Below are 12,306 nucleotides of genomic sequence, written 5' to 3'. Positions count from 1 at the left end.
TCTGCTTAAAAGTATAGCTTTTCCATATTACTTTTTACTTTTCAAATGCGATTCAATAGCCTCAGCTGAATTGCCAACCGCTCTAACCGCTGATTTTAATTTTTCTATACTCACGCCAAACTTATTTGACCAATATTCTAATTCGTAATATTCACTGGTGTTGACCAGATCTCGGTCATGAACCCCTATATTTTGCTTATTATCCATTTCTCAATTATTTATGAATAACAACAGTTGGCGCATATGGTTTGCATGATATGAGCGATGTTACTACATTCACCGAGTCATTGATTAGATTTTTCTTAGTCAGATAAATTTTCTGGAATAGGTATTGAAATATAAACTCTACTGGCCGGAAGGTAAGATCACCAAGGGGCAGATGCTCAACTATTATTACAAGGTCGGAGAATACATAATGCCTTCCTTAAAGAACAGGCCTGTGTCGTTTAACCGCTTTCCGGGCGGCATACATAAACAAAGCTTTTACCAAAAAATGCTACTGATAAAGCACCTGATTGGGCAAAAACTTTTGATCATGTGACCGATGAAGAAGGTCTCCAAATACTTTGTCGGAACTGATGAAGCCAGCTTACGTTGGATGGCCTCCCTGGGCTGCATTGAGATCAATCCCCGGTTTCGCCGTGCACAAATACCGGATGATCCGGTTTATTGCTTAATCGATTTGGATCTGGACAAACATACTTACGACCAGGTGGTTGAAGCGGCGCGGATCACTAAAGAGTTTTTAGACGCTATTGATGTGCCGTCATACCCCAAAATTTCCGGTTCTACCTGGATGCACATATATATATACCTCTCGAAGGCAAATATACTTGTCAGCAAAGCCAGCTTTTCGCTAATATTATTGTTAGAATAGTTCGTAAACAAATCCCGGATTATACAAGTTTGGAGTGGAGCATTGCGGCACGAAATGGGAAAATGTATTTTGACTTTTTACAGAACCGCCCGGGTGCGATCATTGCCGGTCCTTATTCATTACGGCCAAAGCCAGGTGCTACGGTTTCTACACCCCTAATCTGAGATGAAGTAAAACGCGGACTAACCATACAAGATTTCAATATTCGAAATGCCATTGGCCGTTTTAAAGAGACCGGCGATCTGTTTAAGGTGTCTTAGGCGCTGTAATTGATTTGGAAAAAACGATTAAAAAAGCACAGGGTATTTATAAATAATCGTTAAATTAAATTAATTGTACATAAAAGCATTTTTTTAACTAACAAAATGTAAAGTTTAATGTTCAATAAATTTAAAAATTCTATAAAACTGTAGCGCATGCAATTTACTAACGGAGAGAATCTAAAACATGCAGTTCGAAATGCCCCGATTGGCATTTGCATACTTGATGCAAAAAACCTTGTTGCTGAACTGGTAAATGATAAATTCCTCCAGGTTGCCGGTAAAACTTACGAAAGTATTATAGGCAAATATTATTGGGACGCATTCGAAGAAGTTCGCAATATTTACGAATATGCGTTAAATGATGTTGTTCAAACGGGTCAACCTTATTATGCGGATGAAGTAGAATTGTCGCTGGTACGGAATAATCAAGAAGAAGTAATATTTGTCACATTTGTTTATGCCCCTATTCCGGATGATAAGGGTAGTGTAAATAAAATAGCAGTATGGGTACTTGAAAATACCTCGCAAGTAATAGACCGGAAAAATAAAGAAACTGCTAAAAATACCATACAAAAAGAGCGTGACCGCCTGAGAAAATTTATTATGCAAGCGCCTGCTGGCATTTGTGTACTCAACGGAAGTGACTTAACGTTTGAACTGATCAATCCTTTATATCAAGCCTTATTTCCGGGCCGTCAATTATTAGGAAAACCATTATTAGATGCAGTCCCGGAAATCAAACATCAGCCGATCTGGAATATTCTTCAGGAAGTATATCAAACCGGTATAACTTTTGAAGGCGAAGCTTTACTGATTCCTTTAGCCAGGAATACAGGTGGTCCTATTGAGGATCGGTTTTTTAACTTCATTTATCAGGCCCGAACCGATCTCAACGAAAATGTTGATGGGATCCTTGTATTTGTATTTGAGGTCACAGATATTATAAGCGGTCAAAGAGAGCTTAGAAAAACGCAGGATAGTCTGGAATTAGCTATTGAAGCTTCCGGTATTGGGATATGGACGGCGAATTTGATTACTGATGAGTTAATTATAACGTCCAGAAGTCGTGAAATCCATGGCATTCCAAGAACTAAACAACTAACGCTTACAACTGCGTTTGGATTAATTTTCGAGGAGTATCGTGCTAAGGTGACTGCCGGCATCAATAAGGCAGTGGCAACCAAGCAAGATTTTTGCGAAGAATATTGGATTAATCCAATGGATGGAGGCAAGCCTAAATGGCTTAAAGCTAACGGCAGGGCTTATTACGACGAATCTGGCAAGCCCCTTTATATAACCGGTGCAATCTTTGACCTTACCGAACAAAAAGAAGATGATCTTCGAAAAAATGATTTTATAGGAATGGTTAGCCATGAATTAAAAACCCCGCTTACTTCATTAGCTGCAATGGTACAAGTTAGCAGCGCCAAATTAAAAAATAGTGAAGATTCATTTTTAGTAAGTGCTATGACTAATGCTAATAATCAAGTTAAAAAAATGACCAATCTGATTAACGGCTTTTTGAATGTTACCAGACTTGAGTCTGGTAAAATTCAATTAGATAAAAAGAACTTTCAGATGGAAGATTTGGTAAGTGACATCATTGATGAGTCTAAATTAACTTCTTCTTCGCATGTTATAAAATTATTTGCTTGTAAGCCCATTTTGATATTTGCTGACGCGGATAAAATCGGCTCTGTGATTTCCAATTTGCTTAGTAACGCGATAAAATATTCTCCTAAAGGAACACAGATAATTGTACGTTGCGATAGGATAAATGATAAGATGCAGGTAAGTGTAGCCGACGAAGGCTTGGGTATAAAAGAGGATGATATAAGCCATGTATTTGACCGATATTATAGGGTTGAAAATCCTAGTCAAAGTCATATTTCCGGGTTCGGGATCGGATTATACCTGAGTGCCGAGATTATACATCAGCATGGAGGTGAAATTTGGGTAGAGAGTAAAATTGGTAAAGGATCAATATTTTATTTTAATTTGCCTATTAATTAATGTTAGTTAAAATTTAATAATAAAATACGCGCAATTCATAACCCAACAGCGTTATAAATAGTGCTCAATTATTTGATTGAGTAATATTTTGTCTTCTCTGGCTTCATCATAAGATTCAAGTAACAATTGCGTCACTTCAGGCTCGTCCAGTTTTTCAATAACCTTCATCAAAGTTTTAAATGATGCTATTTCAATACTTTCAATATTTTGCATATAAAAAAGGATAGATAAATCTCTTAAGGGAGCACTTTCATGCGGATTTCCAATAGATTGAAATGCCTCATCCAGGATCCCTGTCAGTCCAACACAGCTTTCCGGTTGGTACCACGCATCAAGTAAGATATAAATTTGCTTCATCCTGCCCATCTGATTATTGACGATCTCTACCGTTTCATCAATAGCTTGTTTAAGATCAAGGAAATGTGATCTTGTGCTTAATTCAGGTAATTTTTCTACCAACTGACTTTTAGCACAAAAAATACGGTTCAGGTGACTGATAAAAAAATGTTTTAATTCCTGGGGATCGGGTTTAGTATTAGGGTTACGTGGTGGTGTATTCATAATTTTGATCAATAAGGGTCGCGAATGCGACCCTTGATAAAATGTTAATTGCTTATTGAGCTCTACGGCAGCGGAATTATTTAGATTTTTGGCAAATATGTAATTCAGATAAGAACAGATTTAATACTTGTGATAATTAAATCATCTCTTCGCGCAATGCCTTAATACGATCGTGAGATATTTTGAGTTGGGCTTGCTGATCTGCTATTATCTCGCGTAAATAGGTTGGCAACCCTTCTTCTTCCAGAGCAGATATGTATGCTTTTTGTGCAGCATCTTCACCGAAATGACAATTTTCTAAAATTGATTTTCGGTCATGCCCTGTAAATACAGCCTTTAAATTCATCCATGCACGATATATTTTGCCGCTTCCGGTTGTACCCGTTTCAATATCAGCGCCGCTTGCAGCCACTTCGGTCGCCAGTTCCATTTTGTATTGATGACTTTCACTTATCATCGAAACGAATAAACCTTTCAAATCCTCGTCTGCCGGACTTAATTCCTTAATAGCTTTTTCATAGCCATTGATCCTGTCATTGTTAATTTCAATCAGGTCATTCAACAATTCAGTTTTTAATTCAGTTGTTTCCATAGGTTTTTTAAATTATAGTTTTACAAATTCTGTTCCAAATTGATCGTTTTAGGTTATTATTTATTTTTTTAGTTTATAAATTATCGGTTTATTGCTGTAATCAATTCGGACTTCTACTTTTACAGTCGATGGATGAAGCGTAATCGGGCATTCATCGTAAAAAATAACCGTTAAACATTTTTTGTTCTTCCGGAAAGATAATGGCATTGATAAATAGCTTACCAATAACTTTTCCCTTTAAGCATTTGTTTTGTAATTAATAAATAGTTTATAAAGAAAACTTATTTTAAAAATAAAGGGTTTAACATGAATGAAAGATCTCGCGCGTCGTTTTCCTGAAAATCCATTATTACTACCCAAAGACCTTAAACCAAGCAGGGATGAACCCAAGAGTGTTCATTTTTCAGGAAAAGATATGGTTGCTCGTCCGAGTAGCTGAAAGTGTTGCTCAAAAAGAAGGAGTGATTTTCTTTCCGGTGATCAATGCGACCGGGAATACCGAGATCGTTGAAGTCCCGTTGAACGATCCTGATCTGATTGCTACCGACGCCCGGGTAGTTAATTACAAAGGTTTGGATTACTTGACCACAATCTCACACCTGCGCTTATTGAACAGTAAAGATGGAATTCATTTAGTGAACCGGATCAGCAAACCTTACTATTTGGCGAAGGTAATCTGGAACGCTTCGGGATTGAGGATTGCCGGGTTTCCAAAATCGGGGAAACTTATTACCTGACTTATACTGCTGTTTCTGATAGTGGAGTTGGCGTAGCCCTTCGTACCACCAAAGATTGGTGACATATTGAAAATAGGGGGATGATCTTTCCGCCGCATAATAAGGATTGTGCAATTTTCGAAGAAAAGATAAATGGGAGATTTTATGCTTTGCACCGACCGAGCAGCAAGGAGATCGGTGGTAATTACATCTGGATGGCTGATTCCATTGATGGTGAGCATTGGGGAAATCATCAATGTCTGATCAGAACCCGACAGGGTCATTGGGATAGTATCCGCGTCGGCGCCGGCGCAGCGCCCATAAGAACAAAAATGGGTTGGCTGGAAATATATCATGGTGCCAATGAGTCTCATCAGTACAGCCTCGGTGCATTTCTGATGGATTTAGATAATCCATCAAAAATTCTGTCGAGAACTATTGAACCGATAATGGTTCCAACAGCATCTTATGAATTAAGTGGCTTTTTTGGCTACGTGGTTTTTACGAACGGGCATATTGTTAACGGAGATGAATTGACGCTCTATTATGGAGCAGCGGATGAGTTTTTATGCGGTGCAAAATTTTCAATTAATGAGATTTTAGCAGCGTTAAAATAAATTTATTAACTGCTGAAACAATGAACCTCCCATCGAGTTGTATTTAGAGAATTTAATTCAATATTAATAAAATAAATTAGAACTATAATATTCACTCAAAAAACACACTATGTTTCATCACGTAAAAGACCTACAATTTAACGCCAGGGTATCCCGCCCTGACCCGCGTTTTGCCAATTTATTGCTGGAGCAATTCGGCGGGGAAAATGGAGAACTTGCTGCAGCCATGCAGTATTTTACGCAAGCTTTTGGCGCCAAACAACCTCATCCTGACAAGTATGATATGCTTATGGATATCGCTACCGAGGAATTCAGTCACCTGGAGATAGTAGGGGCTACCATTCAGATGTTATTAAAAGGAGTCAATGGGGCGTTGAAAGATGCGGCTGAACAGAGCGAGATCATGGTTGCTATGAATAGCAAGGCTGAAAAGGAAAGCGTAATTCATGCTGCGTTATCTGCTAACCCACAATTCCCGATTATTACTGGTGGCGGTCCAACACCAAGAAACAGCCAGGGAATTCCATGGTGCGCTTCTTACATTAATTCAAATGGCGACCTCACTGTAGATCTGCGAACAAACCTGGCTTCTGAATCAAGAGCGAAGCTGGTATATGAGCATTTAATGAAATTTACAGATGACCCTTATGTGAAAGAAACGCTTTCATTTTTGATGACCCGCGAAGTAACCCATTACAAAATGTTTGAGGCTGCATTGGAGAGTATTCAGCCGAATTTCCCTCCAGGTGTTTTGGCTGCTGATCCAAGATATCTTCAAAACGTTTACAATCTTTCTGACGGAGCGGTCCGCGGTCCATGGAATGAAGGCGAGATCAAGGGAACGGGTAAGGAATTCATCTTTGTGGAGAATCCTTTAGCACAGGTGAAGGAAACAGAAGGGCAAACCAAGCTGCCTGAAAATTTCAGTAAAGAACTTAAAGATACAGAAAAGCTCAATAAAGGAATGAGTAAAGCTAAAAGCGAAGAAGTGAAAACTGCGGAGCCGGATGGCGTTGTTCAGTGGAGCGATTATTAATTTAACAGCAATGGATAATTTATCGGTAGGACGAAGAATTACCTCTCCTGAAGGATCAGGGGAGGTACTAACAATATTTGACGGCAAAGTGATCCTTATACTTGATAATGGGCAAACCACTACTTTACCCGCAGAACAGGTTCGGGGTGAAATTGAAGAAAACCTGGCTACCGACCTAAAGCAGGAATCACCACAAGAAATTGACGCTCGTGCTCATCATGCCAGCGACATCGCCGCGAAACTTAATGACAAAACAGCTTGCGAAAATAGCAGTAATCAATTTTCTATGGCATTTTCAGCTAATGAAATTGATGTGATCAATGATCTCATTCACATTAACAACGATCGTGTTGAAGGCTTCGAAAAAGCAATTCAGGATCTCGAACATGAAAACAATGAATTAACGGCAGTATTCAATAAGCTTGCAGGTGAAAGCCAGGCAAACGCTGATCAGCTGACCCAAATCGTTCAGCAATCCGGTGCCGACGCTGAAGAGGGCACCAGTACCGCGGGATCGCTGCACCGGGCATGGCTGGATGTAAAATCTGTATTTACTGGGGCTGATCTGGAAGCAATTCTTAGTGAGTGCGAATGCGGAGAGGATGCAATTAAGGGCGCTTATAAATCTGCGCTTGATCCTGGTCATGCGCTCAATCCGGAATTAACAGCAATTTTGAAACAACAATTAATCGGTATCAATGGAGGTCATGACCTGATCAAATCTTTTCGTGACCAAGCCCGCGTAAGCGAAATTGAGGATGATTTCCGGCATAATGCTGCCGCGTCTAATCCTGACTATCCGGGAGAGGATTATACTGGCGCACCTGCTAAATTTGAAAGTGCTGAAGTTGAGTCCGCGCAAAGTCCATCGGGGCCGGAAACTGACAGTATTATTGAAGAACAAGATTGGCAAGAACAACAATCTAATGCCTGTTCGAACTCAAAATTGATGAAATTCTTTGTAGAAGAACTGAAAGATCTGTTATGGGCCGAAAAAGAATTAGTTGACATTTTACCTGATATGGCCAAGGCTGCTACAACACAGGAATTAAAAACTGCTTTCGCTAATCATTTGCAGGAAACAGAAGTTCACGTTAGCCGCCTGGAGCAGGCCTTTGGAATATTAGGGCTTGAGCCGGATACAACCAAATGCGATGCAATGGCCGGTATTGTAGAGGAAGGAGATAATATCATCAGCTTTACGGAAGAAGGTACTGCTCAAAGGGACGTAGGCCTGATCTTTGCGGGTCAAAAAGCTGAACATTACGAAATTGCTTCTTATGGAGGTATGATCAGCCTCGCCAAAACGCTTGGATATTATGAGATAGCAGAACTACTGGTTTTGACAATAGATGAGGAAAAATCTGCTGATGCGTTATTAACTGAAATAGCCGAAAACCATGTCAATTACAGTGCAAGTATAGAAACAGAAAACTAAATAGTCATATCAATCGTCGCTTATCCGGCAATTGATAGCACTAGCATCAAATTTTAAAAATTAAAAAATAAAAACATGAAAAAAGTAAATCTGATTATTTCAGCTTTCGCCGTAGCGGGCTTGTTGTTAGCTTGTTCAGGACCAAAAGACAGTAAGCAAAGCGCGGATAGCGTAAACACGGCAAAAGCAGATACAGCCAAGAAAGATTCATCTATGGCGGCAGTCGATAAAGACGATGCCAAATTTGCGGTTGCCGCCGCCAATGGAGGAATGGCAGAGGTAGAATTAGGTAAACTGGTTCAGGAAAAAGCGGTAAATACCAAAGTTAAAGATTTCGGTACGATGATGATCACGGATCATACGAAAGCCGGCGACGAGTTAAAGGCTTTAGCGAGATCTAAAGGAATTACGCTTCCTGTAGCACTTGATAACAAGGAGCAAAAAATAAAAGATGATTTGTCGGCTAAGTCCGGGGCTGATTTTGATAAGGCCTATGTCAACGACATGATCGACGACCATAAAAATGACATCAAAGAGTTTGAAGACGCCAGTAAAAACCTGAAAGATGCCGACCTGAAAGCATTTGCAATTAAGACCCTGCCAACGTTAAAAATGCACTTGAATGCAATTCAAAAAATCCATGACAGCATGAAATAATTTTTAATAAGTTAAATAGTTTTGAGAGGGCCGCTTAGATTTTCTAGCGGCTTTTCTTTTTTAGCATCCAGCGCTTCTTAATGACTTTTGCTTTTCGAAAAGCGGAGCGAAATCCTTCAGAGGTTTCAAGCGATAATTCCGGAACGAGCCGTGTTTCAAAATAAATTTTGAATTGATGTGTTGGAATGGCTAGGGATCGATCTTCAGGGTAGCAGCGCTTTATTATATTGACCTGTACTCTTTATCTTCAGGACCGTTGCTGATTTCTATGGCACGTCCCTCAGGCTGGTTCTCATGCTGGCAAAGTAGCAGTGATAAAACCTCGCACCATTTACTGCAAAGGCAATGGAGCTAGGAATTATAAGTGACGGCTACCGAAGCGTAGCGGGATTACCGGCTGATTAGTTCTGATAATATGTTCATGTACCGCCATCGGGCTGGTATCAAAATCCCCTCGTGCTAAAATGCCAGCATTGTTAATCCAAATATCAATCTTGTCTTTCCATTTAATAGCCGCGTTAACGGTTTCGGCACCCAAGCTTTCACATGCTGTTTGGACTAAACTTTGTGATGCTGCGTTTCGGGAGGCTAACACCAAATATGCTTGATGTTCTGCAATTTCAATGCTGCTGCACGTCCTGCACCGCTACTTGCACCTGTTATAACTACAACTTGTCCACTAATGCCCGCTAATTTTTCCGTGTCAGAAATAAATATCAATGGTAATTTGTTTTATAAAAATATATCTCGTATTTATCCATATCTGCACATCTTCGGGTATATTGAATTAAAAAGTTGACGCTTGAAAACAAGTTAAAAGAAATGTTATGCGACAATTAGGTGAATTTTACGTTATTTAATTCTATCTATTCTGATTGCTGATCTGCCTTATTAGAAATAGCTATAACTATTAAATCCAACTCCCGGGCACTCCTGAAAAGTAGCTCATGAAGATGTTTTATATTAGGAGAAGGATCAGCATCAGCTAATAATTCGGCAAGTCCTAAAATATTTGCAAGTGGTCTGCGGACACCATGCGACTGAATAAAACCTATTTCAGAAAGCTGGTTAATTTTGCTTTCGATTTCTATTTTAGCGGTAACCAATTCAGTTATATTATATCCTACACAAAATATTCCTTTAGGTTCATCATTACCATTAAAGAATGCCTTCATCTCCCATTGTGTGCTGATAAAACCTCCTTCACCATTGTGTTTACGAAGAGTAACAGGTATGAGCTTCCCTGGGTTTTCGAAACAGCTTAAGCCGGCAGTTGTACAAAGCGGAATATCATCAGGATGCAAAGTGATGGAAAAATTTTTACCGAGAAGAGAATCACCAAGAAGATCAAAATTATGGTTGTAATTCTCGCTGACATACAGGTACTTGCTGTCCATCCCGATAGCGATTGTGTAGAAAAAAGAAGAGCTAGCAAAAAAATTATTCGTTTCCCGGTAGTAATCCATTTATTATCGAAGTATAATATTTAATAATAATATATGTTATCTCTTTACGGAGTTGATGATTGCCGTCAGGGTGAAACTATAAATTATATACCGCAATAAAGCTATTCCCACAATGTTTATTTAGTATTTTCGATTAGTTCTTCATATATAATATATATCCGTGTAGATAGTTGTCATATTACCCGTTTACTTAACTGTTGGGTAGCTATTTCACCTATTAATAAATAAAAATTCTCTCTTTGAAACTTTAAAGATTTAAATAGGCGCAGGAGCAATCTTATGAAACTGACCTTGCCGAAATTAGAAAGGCAGAAAGGTTATCTATCGAATGTAATACATTTTTCCGCAGGTTGCAGCCCTCAGTAAGACGGAAACTTAACGCTCGTATGCTTACGCTCGGGCTCCGCCACTCACCCGGATGATTTGCTACCTTCAGATTAAGAATTACTGTCGCAAACCAAGCAAACGCTTATTCAAATGGAACAGTGAAGAACGCCAGAAAATATAGGGAAGGGAGGTAGCAGCATTTTCGGTATAGCATCGAATACTAAGGCCTTTACCGCTGCTGCACTTGGTATATTGGTTGATCAGGGCAAGATCAAGTGGGATGATAAAGTCACCCATTATATTCCAGAATTTCGCCTCTACGATAACTTGGCAACACAAGAAATTACTATAAGGGATCTGCTTTGCCACCGAAGCGGGTTGGCGACCGGTGTCGGGGATATAATGCACGATCCCGATTCTACAAATTTTACGGTAAACGAGATTATTTACAATTTACGTTATATCAAATCTGCCTATTCATTCAGAAGTAAGTTTGCTTATGATAATAATCTTTACTTAGTAGCCGGTGAAGTTGTTGCAAGAGTTTCAAAAATGCGTTGGGAAGATTTCGTTGAAAAGCAAATTTTGGAGCCATTAGGCATGGTAAACAGCGCAGCATCATATAATGATTGTAAACAAAATGCCAATATTATAGATGCGCATAAAAAAATAAATGATTCGATTAGAGTAGTTACACGATATGCTTCTGAAAAAGATGATGCTGCGGGTGGCATATATTCTAACGTAGAAGACATGAGCAAATGGATGCTTATGCTAATGAATCATGGAAAATATGGCCTTAACCTGGAACGCCAGCTCCTTACAGAACGAACTGCAAATGAATTTTGGTCGCCGCAAACCATTATACCCGTTGGCAACAGCGGTATTTATCGCACACATTTCGCCGATTATGGCTTAGGCTGGTTTATTTTGGATGTCGGTGGCTACAAACAGGTCATGCATACTGGCGAGGATGTTGGCATGGTATCAGAAGTTGCGATGATACCGGAGATAGGCTTAGGCGTAGTTGTCTTAAGCAATAATGAAAGCAATGCAATAGATGCTATCACTTATCAAATATTAGATAGCTACCTTGACATAAAAGGCGTAGATGAATCCGAAAGTTCGCTGAAGCGATTAAAATCGGGCGAGCAATTTGCACATCAGGAGAAGACCAAAATACTCGCACAAATACAAAATTATAATATCAGCAAAACTGTTAATAAAAGAGGCTATATTGGATTGTATAAAGATAAATGGTTTGGCAATGTAAAAGTAAGCCTTTATAAAAGTTCTTTATGGTTTGCTTCTGAGCGATCGCCACAGCTACGAGGTGTTTTGCAACCTTTGGGAAAAAATATTTTTTACGTTAAATGGCAAAATCCCGATCTAGATGCTGACGCTATAATTATATTTAAAGTTAATAAAAAAGTAGCTTCTGCCTTTTCCTTTGCGGATACTAATCTTTCTTATGGAGGGTTATTATTTAAAAGAATAAACCATTGATTCTTACATTACAGGATTATTAAAATTCTTCGATCAAACTATCACTTTTAATGTTTTAAGTCGAAAAAAAATGTACATGGAAATATTAATTCAAATACAGGAACCGAACGCCTGTTTCTTGCTAGGGAGGAGAAATAATTTTTGATTCTTTTGAAGTTGCTGTCAAACTTGTCGAAAAGAGTTTACCTGAGCAAATTTTAAGAAGAAGAATTAAGAAGATGATAAATAAGACATATT

The 12,306-nt window shown here is 38.9% G+C and carries 12 protein-coding genes and 2 pseudogenes; 9 read left to right on the top strand and 5 right to left on the bottom strand.

Going from position 1 to position 12,306, the window contains the following annotated elements; translation table 11 throughout:
• Positions 1-27: 27 nt before the first annotated feature.
• Positions 28-207 (bottom strand): DUF3606 domain-containing protein, encoded by a 180-nt coding sequence (locus tag ACQY4U_RS22350; RefSeq protein ID WP_428331681.1) that lies wholly within the window; start codon positions 205-207, stop codon positions 28-30.
• A gap of 172 nt (positions 208-379) precedes the next feature.
• Here ACQY4U_RS22350 and ACQY4U_RS22345 point away from each other — a divergent pair.
• From ACQY4U_RS22345 to ACQY4U_RS22335, 3 genes and pseudogenes are all read left to right on the top strand, one after another.
• Positions 380-877, top strand: a pseudogene (locus tag ACQY4U_RS22345) (hypothetical protein).
• Positions 769-1,041, top strand: coding sequence for a hypothetical protein (locus ACQY4U_RS22340; RefSeq protein ID WP_428331769.1), 273 nt, complete (start codon positions 769-771; stop codon positions 1,039-1,041). The pseudogene ACQY4U_RS22345 and the gene ACQY4U_RS22340 overlap by 109 nt, the downstream one beginning before the upstream one ends.
• Before the next feature lie 252 nt (positions 1,042-1,293).
• On the top strand, positions 1,294-3,153 hold the full coding sequence (locus ACQY4U_RS22335) for a PAS domain-containing sensor histidine kinase (RefSeq protein WP_428331680.1): 1,860 nt from the start codon (positions 1,294-1,296) through the stop codon (positions 3,151-3,153).
• Between the two features lie 51 nt (positions 3,154-3,204).
• Here ACQY4U_RS22335 and ACQY4U_RS22330 read toward each other — a convergent pair whose 3' ends face one another.
• Positions 3,205-3,714 (bottom strand): DUF892 family protein, encoded by a 510-nt coding sequence (locus tag ACQY4U_RS22330; protein WP_428331679.1) that lies wholly within the window; start codon positions 3,712-3,714, stop codon positions 3,205-3,207.
• Positions 3,715-3,850: 136 nt separating this feature from the next.
• Positions 3,851-4,306 (bottom strand): PA2169 family four-helix-bundle protein, encoded by a 456-nt coding sequence (locus tag ACQY4U_RS22325; RefSeq protein ID WP_428331678.1) that lies wholly within the window; start codon positions 4,304-4,306, stop codon positions 3,851-3,853.
• A gap of 380 nt (positions 4,307-4,686) precedes the next feature.
• Here ACQY4U_RS22325 and ACQY4U_RS22320 point away from each other — a divergent pair, with 380 nt between their 5' ends.
• The 5 genes and pseudogenes from ACQY4U_RS22320 to ACQY4U_RS22300 all read left to right on the top strand — a co-directional run bounded on the left by ACQY4U_RS22320 (position 4,687) and on the right by ACQY4U_RS22300 (position 8,770).
• Positions 4,687-5,043, top strand: coding sequence for a hypothetical protein (locus ACQY4U_RS22320; RefSeq protein ID WP_428331677.1), 357 nt, complete (start codon positions 4,687-4,689; stop codon positions 5,041-5,043).
• Positions 4,983-5,639: pseudogene (locus ACQY4U_RS22315) on the top strand (glycoside hydrolase family 130 protein). Before ACQY4U_RS22320 ends, ACQY4U_RS22315 begins: the two are co-directional and overlap by 61 nt.
• A gap of 109 nt (positions 5,640-5,748) precedes the next feature.
• Entirely contained in the window at positions 5,749-6,675 is a 927-nt protein-coding gene (locus tag ACQY4U_RS22310; RefSeq protein WP_428331676.1) for a manganese catalase family protein, read from the top strand.
• 10 nt (positions 6,676-6,685) lie between these two features.
• Positions 6,686-8,113, top strand: a complete 1,428-nt coding sequence (locus ACQY4U_RS22305; RefSeq protein WP_428331675.1) for a DUF892 family protein — start codon at positions 6,686-6,688, stop codon at positions 8,111-8,113.
• A gap of 75 nt (positions 8,114-8,188) precedes the next feature.
• Positions 8,189-8,770 (top strand): DUF4142 domain-containing protein, encoded by a 582-nt coding sequence (locus ACQY4U_RS22300; protein WP_428331674.1) that lies wholly within the window; start codon positions 8,189-8,191, stop codon positions 8,768-8,770.
• A gap of 358 nt (positions 8,771-9,128) precedes the next feature.
• Here ACQY4U_RS22300 and ACQY4U_RS22295 read toward each other — a convergent pair whose 3' ends face one another.
• Positions 9,129-9,365, bottom strand: a complete 237-nt coding sequence (locus ACQY4U_RS22295; protein WP_428331673.1) for a hypothetical protein — start codon at positions 9,363-9,365, stop codon at positions 9,129-9,131.
• Positions 9,366-9,636: 271 nt separating this feature from the next.
• Positions 9,637-10,236 (bottom strand): hypothetical protein, encoded by a 600-nt coding sequence (locus ACQY4U_RS22290; protein ID WP_428331672.1) that lies wholly within the window; start codon positions 10,234-10,236, stop codon positions 9,637-9,639.
• Positions 10,237-10,740: 504 nt separating this feature from the next.
• On the opposite strand from ACQY4U_RS22290, the gene ACQY4U_RS22285 reads away from it, so the two are divergent.
• On the top strand, positions 10,741-12,069 hold the full coding sequence (locus ACQY4U_RS22285; RefSeq protein WP_428331768.1) for a serine hydrolase: 1,329 nt from the start codon (positions 10,741-10,743) through the stop codon (positions 12,067-12,069).
• Positions 12,070-12,306: the final 237 nt, after the last annotated feature.

Origin of the sequence: Mucilaginibacter sp. (genome assembly GCF_965277465.1) — a bacterium.
Lineage (GTDB): Bacteria > Bacteroidota > Bacteroidia > Sphingobacteriales > Sphingobacteriaceae > Mucilaginibacter.
This window is presented reverse-complemented; position numbering and strand designations above follow the sequence as displayed.

Coding starts and splice junctions, on each gene's coding strand:
- ACQY4U_RS22350 (WP_428331681.1), bottom strand. CDS start 207: ATGGATAATAAGCAAAATATAGGGGTTCATGACCGAGATCTGGTCAAC.
- ACQY4U_RS22335 (WP_428331680.1), top strand. CDS start 1,294: ATGCAATTTACTAACGGAGAGAATCTAAAACATGCAGTTCGAAATGCC.
- ACQY4U_RS22330 (WP_428331679.1), bottom strand. CDS start 3,714: ATGAATACACCACCACGTAACCCTAATACTAAACCCGATCCCCAGGAA.
- ACQY4U_RS22325 (WP_428331678.1), bottom strand. CDS start 4,306: ATGGAAACAACTGAATTAAAAACTGAATTGTTGAATGACCTGATTGAA.
- ACQY4U_RS22320 (WP_428331677.1), top strand. CDS start 4,687: ATGAACCCAAGAGTGTTCATTTTTCAGGAAAAGATATGGTTGCTCGTC.
- ACQY4U_RS22310 (WP_428331676.1), top strand. CDS start 5,749: ATGTTTCATCACGTAAAAGACCTACAATTTAACGCCAGGGTATCCCGC.
- ACQY4U_RS22305 (WP_428331675.1), top strand. CDS start 6,686: ATGGATAATTTATCGGTAGGACGAAGAATTACCTCTCCTGAAGGATCA.
- ACQY4U_RS22300 (WP_428331674.1), top strand. CDS start 8,189: ATGAAAAAAGTAAATCTGATTATTTCAGCTTTCGCCGTAGCGGGCTTG.
- ACQY4U_RS22290 (WP_428331672.1), bottom strand. CDS start 10,236: ATGGATTACTACCGGGAAACGAATAATTTTTTTGCTAGCTCTTCTTTT.